This window comes from Streptomyces sp. BBFR2, assembly GCF_044497305.1.
GTDB lineage: Bacteria > Actinomycetota > Actinomycetes > Streptomycetales > Streptomycetaceae > Streptomyces.
On sequence record NZ_CP172415.1, the window covers coordinates 3769774 to 3786176 of the forward strand.

Below are 16403 nucleotides of genomic sequence, written 5' to 3' on the forward strand. Positions count from 1 at the left end.
GCCGTCCGCGGAATTACCTGTGTGACCCACCTACCGTTCGGTAGTGGCGAGTTCTACGCTGTGCGGCCATGACGGCGCCTCGGGTTCCCGGTACGCAAGCGCGGTACGGCAGGGTCTCGCTGGCCCTCAGCTTCTTCGTCCAGGGCACGGCGTTCGCACTTCTGGTGACGCGGATTCCGGCGATCCAGGACCGGTACGGGATCTCCGACGCGCTGCTGCCCGCCTTCCTCGCGGCGGTGCCGGTGCTGGCCGGGATCGGCAGCGTACTGACCGAGCGGCTGGTGCGGCGGGTACGGCCGAGCCGGGTGCTCCGCGCGGCGCAGCCGGTGGTCTGTCTGGCGCTGTGGGCGGTGGGCGCGGCCGGTTCGATGGCGCAGGCGGCCGTGGCGCTGGCCGTGTTCGGGCTGGCGGTGGGCGTGTTGGACGCGGCCATGAACATGCTCGGGGTCAGCCTCCAGCGGGCGTACGGCCGGAGCATCATGCTCGGCTTCCACGCCACGTACAGCCTGGGCGGTATCGCCGGGGCGTCGCTGGCGTGGGCCGGGGCGCACGGGGAGGTGTCGCTCGCGGAGCTGTACGGGCCGGTGGTGGCGGTGCTCGTCCCGGTGGCGGTGGTCGCCGGGCGGTGGTTCGTCGACGGGCCGGCGGTGGCGGGGCGGGACCGCGGCGGGCCGAACGGTGAGGGGCAGGGCGGTGCCGGCGCGCCGGGCGGCGTGGCCGCCGTCCCGATGCGGCTGCTGTTGCCGCTGTGTCTGGTGATGGCGTTCGCGTACATCGGGGATTCGACGGTCTCCAACTGGAGCGCGAAGTACCTCCAGGACGTGCTGGGCAGTTCCGAGCAGGTGGCGACGGTGCCGTACAACGTCTACATGGTCACCACGCTGCTCGGGCGGGCCGTCGGGGATCCGGGGGTGCGGCGGTTCGGGGCGGGCGCGGTGGTGCGGGCCGGGGCGGTCGTCGCGGCCGGAGGGTTCGCGGTGGTGGCGGTGGCGCCGGGCCCGCGGACGGGGATGGCCGGATTCACCCTGCTCGGCCTCGGGCTCTGCGTGATCGTGCCGCAGACCTTCGCGGCGGCCGGACGGCTGGCGTACGAGCACAACGGCGCCGGGGCGTCCGACAGCGCGATCGCCCGGCTCAACATCTTCAACTATGTGGGCTTTCTGGTGGGTTCGCCGCTGGTCGGGGTGCTCGGGGACGCGTGGAGCTATCGGGGCGCGATGCTCGTACCGATGCTGCTGGTGCTGGTGACGCTGGTGTACGCCCGCTCGTTCGGGTCATCCGGTGCCCGATACGGTGACGGGCATGAGCGGCCGCGCACAGCTGATGTGGGATGAGGCAGTAACGGGCTACGACTTCGGCCGCGGGCACCCCATGGATCCCGTACGGCTGGCGCTGACGATGCGGCTGGTGGAGGCGTTCGGGCTCGACCGGGCGCCCGTGGAGGTGGTCGCGGCGCGGCCCGCGGGCGAGTCCACGCTGCGGCTGGTGCACCGCGCGGACTATCTGGACGCGGTACGGGCCGCCTCCGCCGATCCGGCCGTGGCGGACGCCCGGTACGGGCTGGGCACCGAGGACGATCCGGCGTTCCCGGGCATGCACGAGGTGTCCGCGCTGATCGCCGGGCAGTCGGTGGGCGCCGCGGAGGCCCTGGCGCGCGGGGACGCGCTCCACGCGGTGAACTTCGCGGGCGGACTGCACCACGCGATGCCGGGCGGGGCGGCGGGTTTCTGTGTCTACAACGACGCGGCGCTGGCCATCGCCCGGCTGCTGGAGCTGGGCGTGGAGCGGGTCGCGTACGTCGACACCGATGTGCACCACGGGGACGGTGTCCAGGCGGCGTTCTGGGAGGACCCGCGGGTGCTGACCGTCTCGCTGCACGAGCACCCGCGGACGCTGTTCCCGGGGACCGGCTGGCCGCAGGAGGCTGGCGGGCCGGGCGCGGAGGGCAGCGCGGCCAACCTGGCGTTGCCCGCCGGGACCGGCGACGCGGGCTGGCTGCGGGCGTTCCACGCGGTGGTGCCCGAGCTGCTCGGCGCGTTCCGGCCGCAGGTGCTGGTGACCCAGCACGGTACGGACACCCACATCGAGGACCCGCTGGCGCATCTGGGGGTGAGCCTGGACGCGCAGCGGACGGTGGCGCTCGCCTGCCACACGCTGGCCCACGAGTACGCGGACGGGCGGTGGCTCGCGCTGGGCGGTGGCGGATACGCGGTGGTGGACGTCGTCCCGCGTGCCTGGACCCATCTGGTGGCCATCGCCACCGGGCGGCCGCTCGACCCGGGGACGCGGGTGCCCGAGGAGTGGCGGCACGAGGCGTTCCGCCGCACCCGGCAGCCCGCGCCGCACCGCATGACCGACGGCGCCGAACCGCGCTGGCGCGACTTCACCGACAGCGGCTACGACCCGGCCGACCGGCTCGACCAGGCGATCCTCGCCACCCGCCGCGCCGTTTTCCCGTCACACGGCCTGCTGCCGTGAGGTGAAGGGGGCTACGGGGGCGGGACACGGCCCGCGCGGCTCGGCCTCGGTCCGTCCGTCCCCGTGCGGCTCGGCCCCGTGCGGTTCACCCCGCCCTCGGCCCGACCGTCCCCGCGCTGCCCGCCCCGCCCTCGTACGCCTGCGGTGCTCCCGGCGCTCCCGGTGTGGCTCCGGCCCGCTCCCGTACGGACCGGCCTCGGCCCGCTCCGTTCGGCCACTGCCCCGAGGGGCGCGGCTCCGACGCGCCCCGTGCGTCCGGATGTGTGACTACCGGGCGGTTCCGGCCCGTGGGGGCGGGTGGCGGGCGAGCATGGGCGGCGTGTCGGGGACCGGTGCGTTGCGCGCCCATCTGATCGAGGCGCGGCTGGCGGGGACCCTCGCGACGCCGCGGGAGAAGAGCCTGGCCCGCTACCGCCTCTTCGCGGCGCGCGACCCCCGGGTGCTGCTGGGGCTCGACCCGGTGGGGGAGTGGCCGGTCGCGGAGGTGGCGCGGCTGATGGCTCGGGTCTGCGGGGCGCCGGCGGGCCCTCCGGACGCCCGGGGCTCGAACGTGATCGACCCGGACCGTACGCTCGCCGCCCTGGGACGGTTCGCCGACCGGATCGCCGCGGCGGCCCGCCGGCGCGCCCCGGTACTGCTCGGCACCGGTCACCCGCAGGGCCTGCTGGAGTTCTACGCCGCGCTCGCGGACGGACTGGCGGCGGCGGGGTGCGCCGTACTGACCCCGGGGCGGGGCCTGCCCGCCGCCCTGACCGCGGGGTGCGGCGTACGCACGTACGTACTCGACTACGTACGGGGAGTCGCGCTGATGCGCGGGACCGGCGTGGGGGGCGCATCCGGCAAGGGGCGTGTGCATACCCATTCGCCCCTCCCCGTGCGGCTGGCCCTCGCCGCCGCGGCGGAGGGCGGCGGGCCGTTGCCGGAACTGGTCATCGGCGATCACGGTTGGATCTGCGGTGCAGGTGAGCTGGGGTTTGAGGCGATCGGGCTGGCCGATGCGGACGATCCGGGGCCGTTCGTCGGAGAGGCGGAGGGCCGGGTGTGCGCGGTGGTGCCGCTGGACGACGCGGTGGCCGCCGCGCACTACCGGCCGCTGTGGCGGTATGTCCTCAATAGGGCAGAACTGCCCTGTTAGTTGGGCTTTTCGCGGTCCCGGTGGCTCCTCTTCCCCACTCGCATCACCCGCCCCTAAATTGGGGAGTGAGCGCATAGCGACGAAGAGTGACCGGAGGGGAAGCCGGTGCCCGTCATATGCGGAAGGTGCAGGTGTGGCATGGCTGCGGACCAGAAACCTCTGAACGAGGTCGTGTTCCTGACGGTGGCGGAGGTCGCCGCCGTGATGCGAGTGTCGAAGATGACCGTGTACCGCCTGGTGCACAGCGGTCATCTGCCCGCGATCCGGGTGGGCCGGTCGTTCCGCGTGCCGGAGCAGGCGGTCCACGACTACCTCCGGGAGTCCTACGTAGGCGTCGAATCGGCCTGACGGAGACTCCCGGGCCCTCGATTACGCCGTACGCCCGGCGCCGGGTAGGCTGGCCCGATGTAGGTAGTGTGGGCTCGGACGCCCCGCACCGAGTGATTCGAAGTGAGCGAGGGTAGTCGTGGGCTCTGTTATCAAGAAGCGGCGCAAGCGGATGGCCAAGAAGAAGCACCGCAAGCTGCTCAAGCGCACCCGCGTGCAGCGTCGCAACAAGAAGTAAGCGACGCGGATCGCGTTTTCGTGGCCCCCCACCGCCTTGTGCGGTGGGGGGCCACGGTGCGTTCCGGCGGCTCGTACGGCGAGCTCCTGGGGCCGGTGGGGCGGAAACGCGGCCCCGGGCGGTGTGAGTCGTCGTGGCCCGATGGCGACCCGATAGCGTGGAGCGCACAGCTCGGCCCAGGCGGCGGGCCGAGGGCGGAAGGAGTGCCGGTCTTGGGCAAGGTCGTGCTCGTCACGGGAGTCGCCCGGCAGCTCGCAGGCCGGTTCGTCCGGCGCGTCCTGCGCGACCCGTCCGTGGAGCGGGTGATCGGCGTCGACGCGGTGGCCCCCGCGCACCCGATGGGCGGCGCGGAGTTCTTGAAGGCCGACATCCGGCATCCGGCCATCGCCCGCGTCCTGGCGGAGACCGGCGTCGACACCGTCGTCCACATGGACGTCAACAGCACCCCGCCGGGCGGCCGCGGCGGCCGCACCGCCGTCAAGGAGACCAACGTCATCGGCACCATGCAGCTACTCGGCGCGTGCCAGAAGGCGCCCCGGGTGCAGCGACTGGTCGTCAAGTCCAGTACCGGCGTCTACGGTTCCGCCCCGCGCGATCCGGCGGTCTTCGGGGAGGACACCCCGCCGAAGTCGCTGCCGTCCGGCGGGTTCGCCAAGGACGTCGTCGAGGTCGAGGGGTACGTCCGCGGCTTCGCCCGGCGCCGCCCGGACGTCGCGGTGTGCGTCCTGCGCTTCGCCAACGTCCTGGGGCCGTGCGCGGACTCCCCGCTCGCCGAGTACTTCTCGCTGCCGGTGCTGCCGACGGTCCTCGGATACGACCCGCGGCTGCAGTTCGTGCACGAGGAGGACACGCTGGCGGCGCTGCTGATCGCGGCGTCCGAACCACGTAGGGGCACGCTCAACAGCGGCACCTTCAACATCGCGGGCGACGGCGTACTGCTGCTGTCGCAGACCGCCCGCCGGCTGGGCCGCCCGACGCTGCCGCTGCTGCTGCCCACCGTCACCTGGGCCGGTGCCGCGCTCCGCGCCGTCGGCGTCACGGACTTCTCGCCCGAGCAGATCCGGCTGCTGACCCACGGCCGGGTGGTCCGCACCACGCAGATGCGCGAGACGCTGGGCTTCGAGCCGGAGTACACGACGGCCCGGACGTTCGCGGAGTTCGCCCGCAGCCGTGGCCCGGGGCTGCTGCCGCCCCGGACCCTCGCCCGTACCGTCGACCGGCTCGCCGACGCGCTCTCCGCGCGCCCGGCCCAGTGAGGAGTTCACGCGAGATGGCGGACGCCAAGGTCATTCCGTTCGGCGAGGAGCCCCGGGCGCGCCACAAGGCCCGGCGGACGGTGAACGGCACCGCCTCCGTACTCACGCCCGTACCGGAGGCCCGCACCGGGGATTCGCGCCCGGCGCCGCCGGCGGCGCGCGGCGGCCGCTCGCTGGACGAACGCCTCGCCGGTGGCCTGCGCTTCCTGCGTCGGCGCCTGACCGGCGAGTACGAGGTCGACGACTTCGGCTACGACGAGGAGCTGACCGACCAGGTCCTGATGTCGGTGCTGCGCCCGCTGGCCGAGAAGTACTTCCGGGTCGATGTCCGCGGTGTGGAGAACATCCCGGCGGACGGCGGCGCGCTGGTCGTCGCCAACCACTCCGGGACGCTGCCGCTGGACGGCCTGATGCTCCAGACCGCGGTCCACGACCACCATCCGGCCGACCGGCATCTGCGGCTCCTCGCGGCCGATCTGGTCTTCGTGCTGCCGGTGGTCAGCGCGCTGGCGCGGAAGGCCGGACACACCCTGGCGTGTGCGGAGGACGCGCAGCGGCTGCTGGAGCGCGGCGAGATCGTCGGGGTGATGCCGGAGGGGTTCAAGGGCATCGGCAAGCCGTTCGCCGACCGGTACAAGCTCCAGCGCTTCGGCCGGGGCGGTTTCGTCTCGACGGCGCTGCGGGCCGGGGTGCCGATCGTGCCGTGCTCGATCGTGGGCGCCGAGGAGATCTACCCGATGATCGGCAACGCCCGGACGCTGGCGCGGGTGCTGGGCCTGCCGTACTTCCCGGTGACGCCGACGTTCCCCTGGCTCGGGCCGCTGGGCGCGCTGCCGCTGCCGACGAAGTGGACGATCCAGTTCGGCGAGCCGATCGCGACGGACGGCTATCCGCCGGAGGCGGCCGACGACCCGATGCTGATGTTCAACCTCACCGACCAGGTCCGGGAAACGATTCAGCACACGCTCTACAAACTGCTGGTGCAGCGCCGGTCGGTCTTCTTCTGACACCTGCTCCGACAGCGTTACGGCCCGCTCCCCGCCCGGTTGTGCCGCCGGGCGGGAAGCGGGCCGTACGCCGTCAGCCGCGGGTGTTCTCGCCGTCGATGCCCAGACCGGGCAGCAGGCCCGGGATGAGCGGCGGCACGGTGATGTCCGGGTGGTCAGCGGAGCCCTTGCCGCCGCTGTGCGACGGCGTGGGGTCGTCGTGGGCGGAGCCGCCCAGCAGACCGCCGGTGTCGCCGCCGAGCAGCCCCTGCTCCTCGGACGGGGTGGACGAGGGGCCGGCCGGGTGGCGGGCGTCGCCCTCGGCGCCGGACGGGGCACGCTCCTCGGAGGCCGATGGGTTCGGCTGCCCGGACGCGCGGTCCGGCGTGGCCGGTGAGGCGCCCTGCCGCGCCGCTTTCTCCGGGGTGGGCAGCAGGCCGCGCAACGGCTTGACCTGCTTGTCCATCGCGTCGAAGACCGAGCTGACCTCGTCTCGCGCGTCGGTGAGCTGAGTGGGGAGCCGGTCGCGTAGCTGCGTCCAGGTGGCGCGGTGGGAGGCGGTGAAGGAATCCAGCGTCTCGATGGGGCCGAGGGAGCCGTCCCGCTCGTACGCGGCGTACAGCAGGCGGTGGCCCTCGCCCGCGTCGTGGGTGATCCCGGCGAGGGTCCGGCGGACCTCGGCGAGTGATTCGTGGTCGAGGTCGGCGGCGCGGCCGCGCTCCATCAGGCGGCGGGCCTCCAGCATCCGGGTGGCGGCCTGGTCGAGGTAGAGCCGGCCGCGGTCGGCGTCGTCGTCGGTCAGACCGAGCTTGAAGTCCTCCATGCCGCGCTTGAGGCCGTAGAGGGAGTCGCCGGGCAGTGCGTCGGAGCTGGCGGCGGCGACACCGCTGAACGCGCCGGCGGCGACGCCGACGGTCAGGCCGCCCGCCGCGAGCCGCTTCGTCAGCCGGGAGCGCGGGCGCAGCTTCCCGAGCTGCTCGGCGGCGCGGTGGGCGCCGCCGGGGGAACGCTGTCCGGGCACCCGGGCGCCGTCGGAGGGCGTGCCTTCGGCGAAGGCGGCCTCCATCGCGGCCATGAGCTGGGCGCGCTGGACGCTCTTCACCTCGGTGGCCAGTTCCGGCTTCGGGAGTTCCCCGAGGCCGTCCGCCACCGCCAACAGTCGTGCTTCACCCGGCGTCTGTGCCGCGGCGTCGTCCTGGTCCTCGGCCGCGCCCCGGGAGGTCTGGTCCTCCAGGGCCTGGGCGAAGGCGTTGGCCCGCCGGTGCACCGAGATATGTGTGATCACGGGCGGCACCTCCTCTCGTCATCCCGCTCGGCTCCCCTGACTGGCTTGGACCATCCAGACGGGCCGGACGGTTGCACGCCGCCCTCCGCGGCCACTCGAAGGAGTGAGCGGCAGCGGACAGGGCGTGACCGCTTGGAGCCTGCATCCCGCACAACGAGCGGCGCGGCACACGGGTTACGCACACACGATGATCTGACCGAGGGGGCACGGCCGCTCACCGTACGTCACCGAAAGTGGACGTACGTGTGACCGGGCGGCGGACGGGAGGGCGGGGTGGGCGAGGGTCAGCGGGCGTCTTCGGGCAGCAATCGGGCGAGGGTGCGCACCGCGCGGTACTGAAGGGTCTTGATCGCGCCTTCGTTCTTGCCCATCACGCGGGCGGTCTCGGCGACCGAGAGACCTTGCAGGAAGCGCAGGGTCACGCACTCCTGCTGCTGGGGGTTGAGCTTGCGGACCGCCTCCAGCAGCGCGGCGTTCGAGAGCGATTCGAGGACGGAGTCCTCGGGGCTGCGCTCGACCTCGTTGGCGTCGAGCATCTCGCCGGTGGTGACCTCCAGGCGGAACCGGGAGGACTTGAAGTGGTCGGCGACGAGGTTGCGGGCGATCGTCACCAGCCAGGCGCCGAAGTCGCGGCCCTGCCAGGTGAAGGTGCCGATGCGGCGCAGGGCTCGCAGGAATGTCTCGCTGGTGAGGTCCTCGGCGGTGGCCCGGCCGCCGACGCGGTAGTAGATGTAGCGGTAGACGGTGTCGGCGTACTGGTCGTAGAGGCGGCCGAAGGCTTCGGCCTCCCCGGACTGGGCGCGTTCGACGAGGTCCATCATGCGACGGCTGTCGCTGTCGACGGGGCGGCGGGCGGTGGTCGTGCCGGTGCCGGAGCGGCGGGATCTGCCGGCGGTCGCGGGCTTGCCGACCGCCGCGCTCCCGTCGGCCAGGGCGTAGCAGGGGCCGGCGGGGACGGCTGTGGCGAATGCGGGGACGGCGTACGCGGTGGGGACAAAACTGCGCAGGTGGTCGACGAGCGTCGTACGCAGCGTAGCCAGGCCCGAGGCGTCAACCCCGACGTGTGGGTACACGGGACTCCCAGAGGCAGAGCTTCCATCACGTGCAGTGCGGGACCATTCACTCGTCGTAGGGACGTGTGGGTTCCGGAATGCGTCTGAGGAGAATAACGCTTCGTATAGGCAGCGCTACACCCAGTTGTTCAAATCGTCGATTACTTACGGTCCGTGCCTGAATAGTGGCGGAAGTAGTATCGATTACTGAGCAGCTTTTGATCGAAAGGTGACGCAATCTGCCTGGTTGGAGGGCGTGTTGTGGTGGAGCGCCAGCAACCGGACCGCAGGTGGGGCGGGGTGGGGCGCCGTGGTGAACGGACGCGCCCGGCTGCCGGTGATCAATCCTGGTCAGCGGCGGCGTACGGGGACGGGCGGGTCAGCGGCGGCGGCGCTGGAGGGCGATGGCGGCGGCCGCACCGCCGGCGAGCGCGCCCACCCCGGCGGCGGCCGGGATGCCGATCCGTACGGCCTTGCGTCCGGTGCGGTAGTCGCGCAGCCGCCAGCCGTGTTCCCGGGCGTGCTTGCGCAGCCGTCCGTCGGGGTTGATGGCGTAGGGGTGGCCGACGAGGGAGAGCATCGGGATGTCGTTGGCGGAGTCGCTGTACGCGGCGCAGCGGGCGAGCTGGAGGCCCTCGGCGGCGGCGAGGGCGCGGACCGCCTCGGCCTTGGCGGGGCCGTGCAGCGGCTCGCCGACGAGCTTGCCGGTGTAGACGCCGCCGACGGATTCCGCGACGGTGCCGAGCGCGCCGGTCAGGCCGAGCCGCCGGGCGATGATCGTCGCGGTCTCGATGGGCGCCGCGGTGACCAGCCAGACCTTCTGGCCGGCGTCGAGGTGGGCCTGGGCGAGGGCGCGGGTGCCGGGCCAGACGCGTTCGGCCATGTACTCGTCGTAGATCTCCTCGCCGATGGACATCAGCTCGGAGACGCGGTGGCCCTGGACGATGGAGAGGGCGCTGTTGCGGACGTCGGCCATGTGCTCGGGGTTCTCCGAGCCGGCCAGCCGGAAGTAGATCTGCTGCCAGGCGAAGCGGGCCAGGTCGCGCTTGTGGAAGAAGTGGCGCTTGTAGAGGCCGCGGCCGAAGTGGAAGAGGGCGGCGCCCTGCATGACCGTGTTGTCGAGGTCGAAGAAGGCGGCGGCGTGGTCGTCGCCGACGACCGGGAACTCCGGCTCCTCCGCGGCGGCGCCCGTGAGGGTCTCCGTCTGCTCCGTCTGCTCGGCCTCCTGGGAGGTTTTGCGGGCGGCCTCGGCCGCGGCTTCGCCGGCCAGCACGCTGCGGGCGGTGGCGGGGCGACGGCGGCGGCCGAGCCAGGCGGGGGCGCGGACCCCGGAGAGCGCGGCGCCGAGGCGGTTGCCGGGGGCGGCGGGCGCGTCGGAGGGAGCCGCGCCGGGCTGTTCCTCGGGCGACGGGGTGCCGGGCGCTCCGGGGGGACCGCCGGCGGGGCGGTGGTCGGGCGACGGCGTGTCGGGCGTCCCGAAGGGACTCCTACCGGGGCGGTGGTCGGGCGACGGGCGGGCCATACGGACAGCGTAGCCAGTCGCTTCGGTGGTTCCGGTGACGGCCCGGTGTCGTGCGACGGGTGGGGAGCCGAAGAGCGGGTGACGGGCCGGGCGGGAGGCCGGGGCGGTGTCGCGGCCCGTGCCGGGGCGGGCCACGGCCGGGTGCCGTACGGCTCCGGGGCGTACGGAGGCTCCGTACGGGAGTGGCGTGAGTGGGCGCGCGGGGCCGGGGCGGTGAGGTGTACGGGGCGTCGGGGGGCGGCTCCGGGGGCGGGGTGAACGTGCGGGCGCGGGCGGGGCGCGGCCTCCGGAGTGGCCTCCGGCCCCGGGGAGCGCGGAGGTGCCTCCCCCTGGGCCTGGCCTCGGGCTCCCGGGGCGGCGCGGACATGCTCTGTCCTCGCCCCGGCCCCGGCCTCGGTTCCCAGGGCGCGGAGGAGCCCCCCGGGCTCGGCCTCAGACTCCCGGGGCGGCGCGGACGTGCTCCGGCCCCGGGCCTGGCCTCAGACTCCCGGGACGGCGCGGACGTGCTCCGGCCCCGGCCTCAGACTCCCGGGGCCGCGCGGACGTGCTCCGGCCCCGGCTCCGGCCCCGGTCTCGGCCCCGGGCCCCCAGGGCGGTGGAGGGCCGGGGCCGGCTCAGGCTCCCAAGGCGGTGCGGAGGCGGGCGGGGTCGACGCGCCAGAAGTCGTGTTGGGCGCCGTCCACGAGGATGACCGGAATCTGCTCCCAGTATTTGCGGTGCAGTTCGGCGTCCTCGGTGATGTCCTTCTTCTCCCAGGAGGCGCCGGTCTCGGCGCAGATCCGCTCGATGACGGCCTGGGCGTCGTCGCAGAGGTGGCAGCCGGGCTTCCCGATGAGGGTGACGGTGCGCTCTGCGGGGCTCTTGCGGGGGGCGCGGCTGAACATGCCGAACGAGGGGGCCATGGGGTCATTGTGCCGGGCGCGCGGCGGCACGGGACGGCTCGGAGGTCGACTACCATCGGTGGGCGATTTGTAGGTTTCCGGGGGCACAGCGGTGAGGAGTGAGGGCGCGTGCTCCCGTCGGCGAACCCGTGTGACCTGCGGGTAGCGGGCGAACGGTGCGGTGCGGAAGTTGGTTCCGCGAACGGCGTCAAAAGCCGCGTGACACCGATCACTTTGGCCAGACAAAGCGGACATCATCTTTGTGCACGCGTTCACAAAGACATAGCCTGCACAGGACAGGGCGACCGGGTGACGTATGGCCGCCCGCAGCCCCGCTCTACCCGCAGGAGCACCGTGGCAACTGGCCGAACTCACCGACCGGCGACCCGAAGCCGAGGGATTCCCGAGGCCACCGTCGCCCGGCTTCCGCTGTATCTGCGTGCGCTGACCGCGCTCTCCGAGCGCTCGGTCCCCACGGTCTCCTCCGAGGAACTGGCCGCAGCGGCGGGGGTCAACTCCGCCAAGCTGCGGAAGGACTTCTCGTACCTCGGCTCCTACGGGACGCGCGGTGTCGGGTACGACGTGGAGTATCTCGTCTACCAGATCTCGCGCGAACTCGGCCTCACCCAGGATTGGCCGGTTGTCATCGTCGGTATCGGTAATCTCGGCGCCGCGCTCGCCAACTACGGCGGGTTCGCCTCGCGTGGTTTCCGGGTGGCCGCGCTGATCGACGCCGATCCCGCCATGGCCGGGAAGCCCGTCGCCGGAATCGCGGTGCAGCACACCGACGAGCTGGAGCACATCATCGAGGACAACGGCGTCTCGATCGGCGTGATCGCGACGCCCGCCGGCGCCGCCCAGCAGGTCTGCGACCGGCTCGTCGCCGCCGGTGTCACCTCGATCCTCAACTTCGCGCCGACCGTGCTGACCGTCCCGGACGGTGTGGACGTACGGAAGGTCGACCTCTCCATAGAGCTGCAGATCCTCGCCTTCCACGAGCAGCGCAAGGCGGGCGACGACGGCGGCGTGGCCGCGGCCGCACCGGCGCCCGCGGCCCGTGCCGTCGCGGAGCCGGCCGCGGCACCGGCCGACGACCGCAAGGGACCGGACGGGGACGTCCCCGCCGTGATGCCGGCATGAGCTTGCTCGTCGTAGGACTCAGTCACCGCACGGCGCCCGTGAGCGCGCTGGAGCGGGCCGCGCTCGCGCCCGAGGTGCGGGGGAAGCTGCTCCAGGAGGCCGTCGCGGCCGAGCCGGTGAGCGAGGCGGCGGTGCTCTCCACCTGCAACCGCATCGAGCTGTACGCGGACGTGGACAAGTTCCACGCCGGTGTCGCCGAGCTGTCCACGCTGCTGGCCCGCCACGGCGCCGCCGAGCTGGACGAGCTGACGCCCCATCTCTACGTCCACTACGAGGACCGCGCCGTCCACCACCTGTTCTCGGTGGCCTGCGGGCTGGACTCGATGGTCGTCGGCGAGGGGCAGATCCTCGGGCAGATCAAGGACGCGCTCGCCGTCGCTCAGGAGCAGCACACCGCGGGGCGGCTGCTGAACGATCTCTTCCAGCAGGCGCTGCGGGTCGGCAAGCGGGCGCACAGCGAGACCGGTATCGACAAGGCCGGGCAGTCGCTCGTCACCTTCGGTCTGGAGCAGCTCGCGGGCGGCCCGGACGTCGAGGGCTGGGCGCGCGGCAAGCGGGCGCTGGTCATCGGCGCCGGTTCGATGTCGTCGCTGGCCGCCACCACCCTGGCCCGCGCCGGGATCGGTGAGCTGGCCGTCGCCAACCGCACCGTGGAGCGCGCCGAGCGGCTGGCCCGGATCCTCACCGAGCCGGGCGGCCCGGGCGCCGCGACCGGCCTGCGGGCCCGCGCCGTGGCGATGGCCGCCGTGGACACGGAGCTGGCCGCCGCCGATGTCGTCGTCTCCTGTACGGGGGCGACCGGTCTGGTGCTCGGCGCCGAGGCGGTCGCCGCCGCCCGCGCCGGGCGCACCGCGGAGCTGGCGCTGCTGGACCTGGCGATGCCGCGGGACATCGACGCCGCCGTGCACCGTGTCGAGGGTGCGCACCTCGTCGACATCGAGTCGCTGGCTCAGGCGTCCGCGGACGCGCCGATGGCGGCCGATGTGGACAAGGTGCGGTCCCTGGTCGCGGACGAGGTCGCCGCGTTCGGCGCGGCGCAGCGGGCGGCGCACATCACGCCGACCGTGGTCGCGCTGCGCACCATGGCCGCCGATGTCGTGGCGAGCGAGATGGCCCGCCTCGACGGCCGCCTTCCCGACCTGGACGACAAGGAGCGCGCGGAGATCACCCAGACCGTGCGCCGGGTCGTCGACAAACTCCTGCACGCGCCCACCGTGCGGGTCAAGCAGCTCGCGAGCGAGCCCGGCGGCGCCGGGTACGCGGACGCGCTGCGGGAACTCTTCGATCTCGACCCCCAGACGGTCGCCGCCGTCAGCAGGGCCGATACGCGGGCCGACAGGCACGATGCAGCACGGGAGCGGGCATGACTGACAGCACAACGAGGGGTACGCCCCTTCGGCTGGGCACACGGCGGAGCAAGCTCGCCGTGGCCCAGTCCGGACAGGTCGCCGACGCGGTCCGCGAGCTGACGGGCCGCCCCGTCGAGCTGGTGGAGATCACCACGTACGGCGACACCTCCCGCGAGCAGCTCGCGCGGATCGGCGGCACCGGCGTGTTCGTCTCCGCGCTGCGCGACGCGCTGCTCGCCGGGGAGATCGACTTCGCGGTCCACTCGCTCAAGGACCTGCCGACGGCGCAGCCCGGGGAGCTGACGCTGGCGGCGGTGCCGCGGCGCGAGGACCCGCGGGACGCGCTCATCGCCCGCGACGGGCTCGCCTTCGAGGAGCTGCCGGACGGCGCCCGGGTGGGGACGGGCTCCCCGCGGCGGATGGCACAGCTCAACGCCTGGGCGCGGTCGCTGGGCCGCCGTATCGAGGCGGTGCCGATACGGGGGAACGTCGACACCCGTATCGGCTTCGTCGAGAAGGGCGAGCTGGACGGCGTCGTACTGGCGGCCGCCGGGCTCACCCGGATCGGCCGTATCGACGAGGCGACGGAGCTGCTGTCGCCCGACATGGTTCTGCCCGCCCCCGGCCAGGGGGCACTGGCGGTCGAGTGTGCCGCGGTCAACGCGGACCTCGCCGCCCAGCTCGCCGGACTCGACGACCCCTTGACCAGGGCCGCCGTGATCGCCGAGCGTTCCCTGCTCGCCGCCTTGGAGGCCGGCTGCTCCGCACCTGTGGGTGCGCTGGCCGACTTTCCCCCGAACTCTCGGCTCCGTTCGAGCGGGGGAGGCCCCATGGCCGGCGAACAGACTGTCACCGAAATGCGCCTGCGCGGCGTCGTCGGCACGACCGACGGCAGCGCGCTGGTGCAGCTGTCCACCACCGGGCACGTACCCGCCTCTCCCGACGACGCCACGACGCCGCTGCGCATGGGCCGTGAACTCGCCGCCGAGATGCTCGCCAAGGGTGCGGCCGGTCTTATGGGGGAGCGAGCACTTTGAACCCCACCGCCCCGAATCACTCCGCCTCCGGTCAGGTCACCTTCCTCGGTGCCGGGCCGGGAGATCCGGGTCTGCTGACGCTGCGTGCCGTGGAGGCACTGGCCCAGGCGGACGTCCTGATCGCCGACCCGCAGGTGCTGGACGTCGTGCGTACGCACGCCCGTCCGCAGGTGGACACTCCGCTGCAGGCGTCAACTGACGAGGCGTCAAAGCCCGTCATGCCCGCAGAAGTTTCCTCGCTGCGCGACACCGCCAATCTTGTCATGGGGGCCGCGCGCTCCGGCAAGCGGGTCGTCCGTGCCGTGACCGGCGACCCCGGTCTGGACGGCAACGTCGCCGAGGAGATGCTGGCGTGCGCCGCCGAGGGCATCGTCTTCGAGGTCGTGCCCGGTATCGCCGCCGCCGTGGGCGTCCCCGCGTACGCCGGGGTGCCGCTGCGGGACGCCGAGGGCACCGACGTCCGGTTCGTCGACGCGCGCACGGCGGACGGCCGCTGCTGGGCCGAGCTGGGCGGTTCCGACGCGACCGCCGTCGTTTCCACCAGCCTCGACTCGGTGGCCGCGGCCGCCGGTGAGCTGGTGTCGGCGGGCCGTAAGCCCGACACCCCGATGACGGTCACCGTCGCCGGGACGACGACCCGCCAGCGCACCTGGAACGCCACCCTCGGGTCGGTCGCGCAGGTGCTGAAGGCCGCGAAGGTGCTGCCGTCGCCGGACGGCGGGCAGCCGGTCATAGCCGTGGTCGGTGAGCGGGGCGCCGTGGCGCAGCGCGACCGGCTGTCGTGGTTCGAGTCCAAGCCGCTGTTCGGCTGGAAGGTCCTCGTACCGCGGACGAAGGAGCAGGCCGCGTCGCTCTCCGACCAGCTCGTCTCGTACGGCGCGGTGCCGCACGAGGTCCCGACGATCGCCGTCGAGCCGCCGCGTACCCCGCAGCAGATGGAGCGGGCGGTCAAGGGCCTGGTCACCGGCCGGTACGAGTGGATCGCCTTCACCTCGGTCAACGCCGTCAAGGCGGTCCGGGAGAAGTTCGAGGAGTACGGGCTCGACGCCCGCGCGTTCGCCGGGATCAAGGTCGCGGCGGTCGGGGAGCAGACCGCGAAGGCGCTGGTCGCCTTCGGTGTGAAGCCCGATCTGGTGCCGTCCGGTGAGCAGTCGGCGGCCGGGCTGCTGGAGGACTGGCCGCCCTACGACGCGGTCTTCGACCCGATCGACCGGGTCTTCCTGCCGCGCGCCGACATCGCCACCGAGACGCTGGTGGCGGGCCTGATCGAGCTGGGCTGGGAGGTCGACGACGTCACCGCGTACCGCACGGTGCGGGCGTCGCCGCCGCCGGCCGAGACGCGTGAGGCGATCAAGGGCGGCGGGTTCGACGCGGTGCTCTTCACCTCGTCCTCGACCGTCCGCAACCTCGTCGGTATCGCGGGCAAGCCGCACAACGTCACGGTGATCGCCTGTATCGGCCCGGCGACCGCGAAGACCGCGGAGGAGCACGGGCTGCGGGTGGACGTGATGTCGCCGGAGCCGTCGGTGCACAAGCTGGCCGAGGCGCTGGCGGACTTCGGCGCGGCGCGCCGGGACGCCGCGATCGAGGCGGGCGACCCGGTGACCCGGCCCAGCGAGCGCCGTCCGGGCTCGCGGCGGCGCCGCGCGACGCCGTAGCGCCGGCCCGTGCCGTGCCCTGCCCCGTATCCGCTCCGGCGGGTGCGGGGCGGCGCTGT

15 protein-coding genes are annotated in these 16403 nt (G+C 73.4%); 11 read left to right on the forward strand and 4 right to left on the reverse strand.

Features of this window, described 5'->3' with window-relative positions; translation table 11 throughout:
* Positions 1–68: 68 nt before the first annotated feature.
* The 7 genes from ACGH2B_RS15000 to ACGH2B_RS15030 all read left to right on the forward strand — a co-directional run bounded on the left by ACGH2B_RS15000 (position 69) and on the right by ACGH2B_RS15030 (position 6441).
* Positions 69–1334: an MFS transporter gene (locus ACGH2B_RS15000; RefSeq protein ID WP_399088906.1), complete on the forward strand. Its 1266-nt coding sequence runs from the start codon at positions 69–71 to the stop codon at positions 1332–1334.
* Positions 1303–2478, forward strand: coding sequence for an acetoin utilization protein AcuC (locus ACGH2B_RS15005; RefSeq protein WP_399088908.1), 1176 nt, complete (start codon positions 1303–1305; stop codon positions 2476–2478). The genes ACGH2B_RS15000 and ACGH2B_RS15005 overlap by 32 nt, the downstream gene beginning before the upstream one ends.
* 310 nt (positions 2479–2788) lie before the next feature.
* On the forward strand, positions 2789–3613 hold the full coding sequence (locus tag ACGH2B_RS15010; RefSeq protein ID WP_399088910.1) for a phosphatase: 825 nt from the start codon (positions 2789–2791) through the stop codon (positions 3611–3613).
* Between the two features lie 138 nt (positions 3614–3751).
* Positions 3752–3961 (forward strand): helix-turn-helix domain-containing protein, encoded by a 210-nt coding sequence (locus tag ACGH2B_RS15015; RefSeq protein ID WP_399088912.1) that lies wholly within the window; start codon positions 3752–3754, stop codon positions 3959–3961.
* Between the two features lie 118 nt (positions 3962–4079).
* Positions 4080–4178 (forward strand): 30S ribosomal protein bS22, encoded by a 99-nt coding sequence (locus ACGH2B_RS15020; protein ID WP_003948845.1) that lies wholly within the window; start codon positions 4080–4082, stop codon positions 4176–4178.
* A 212-nt stretch (positions 4179–4390) separates the two neighbouring features.
* Entirely contained in the window at positions 4391–5434 is a 1044-nt protein-coding gene (locus ACGH2B_RS15025) for an NAD-dependent epimerase/dehydratase family protein (protein ID WP_399088914.1), read from the forward strand.
* Positions 5435–5448: 14 nt separating this feature from the next.
* Entirely contained in the window at positions 5449–6441 is a 993-nt protein-coding gene (locus tag ACGH2B_RS15030) for a lysophospholipid acyltransferase family protein (RefSeq protein ID WP_399088916.1), read from the forward strand.
* 73 nt (positions 6442–6514) lie between these two features.
* Here the strand turns inward: ACGH2B_RS15030 and ACGH2B_RS15035 are convergent, their stop codons facing one another.
* The 4 genes from ACGH2B_RS15035 to ACGH2B_RS15050 all read right to left on the reverse strand — a co-directional run bounded on the left by ACGH2B_RS15035 (position 6515) and on the right by ACGH2B_RS15050 (position 11181).
* Entirely contained in the window at positions 6515–7705 is a 1191-nt protein-coding gene (locus ACGH2B_RS15035) for a DUF5667 domain-containing protein (protein ID WP_399088918.1), read from the reverse strand.
* Positions 7706–7989: 284 nt separating this feature from the next.
* Positions 7990–8778, reverse strand: a complete 789-nt coding sequence (locus ACGH2B_RS15040; protein ID WP_030287733.1) for an ECF subfamily RNA polymerase sigma factor, BldN family — start codon at positions 8776–8778, stop codon at positions 7990–7992.
* A 358-nt stretch (positions 8779–9136) separates the two neighbouring features.
* Entirely contained in the window at positions 9137–10030 is an 894-nt protein-coding gene (locus tag ACGH2B_RS15045) for an HAD family hydrolase (protein ID WP_399097014.1), read from the reverse strand.
* Between the two features lie 863 nt (positions 10031–10893).
* Positions 10894–11181 (reverse strand): glutaredoxin family protein, encoded by a 288-nt coding sequence (locus tag ACGH2B_RS15050; RefSeq protein WP_399088920.1) that lies wholly within the window; start codon positions 11179–11181, stop codon positions 10894–10896.
* Between the two features lie 333 nt (positions 11182–11514).
* Here ACGH2B_RS15050 and ACGH2B_RS15055 point away from each other — a divergent pair, with 333 nt between their 5' ends.
* Genes ACGH2B_RS15055 through ACGH2B_RS15070 form a run of 4 tightly spaced genes read left to right on the forward strand, consistent with a single transcriptional unit; the run spans position 11515 to position 16344 of the window.
* Positions 11515–12300: a redox-sensing transcriptional repressor Rex gene (locus ACGH2B_RS15055; protein ID WP_399088922.1), complete on the forward strand. Its 786-nt coding sequence runs from the start codon at positions 11515–11517 to the stop codon at positions 12298–12300.
* Entirely contained in the window at positions 12297–13667 is a 1371-nt protein-coding gene (locus ACGH2B_RS15060) for a glutamyl-tRNA reductase (RefSeq protein WP_399088924.1), read from the forward strand. Before ACGH2B_RS15055 ends, ACGH2B_RS15060 begins: the two co-directional genes overlap by 4 nt.
* The gene (gene hemC / locus ACGH2B_RS15065; protein ID WP_399088925.1) at positions 13664–14686 is read left to right on the forward strand and encodes a hydroxymethylbilane synthase; all 1023 of its coding nucleotides are present in this window, start codon (positions 13664–13666) and stop codon (positions 14684–14686) included. Before ACGH2B_RS15060 ends, hemC begins: the two co-directional genes overlap by 4 nt.
* Entirely contained in the window at positions 14683–16344 is a 1662-nt protein-coding gene (locus ACGH2B_RS15070) for a uroporphyrinogen-III synthase (RefSeq protein WP_399088927.1), read from the forward strand. Before hemC ends, ACGH2B_RS15070 begins: the two co-directional genes overlap by 4 nt.
* Positions 16345–16403 lie beyond the last annotated feature (59 nt).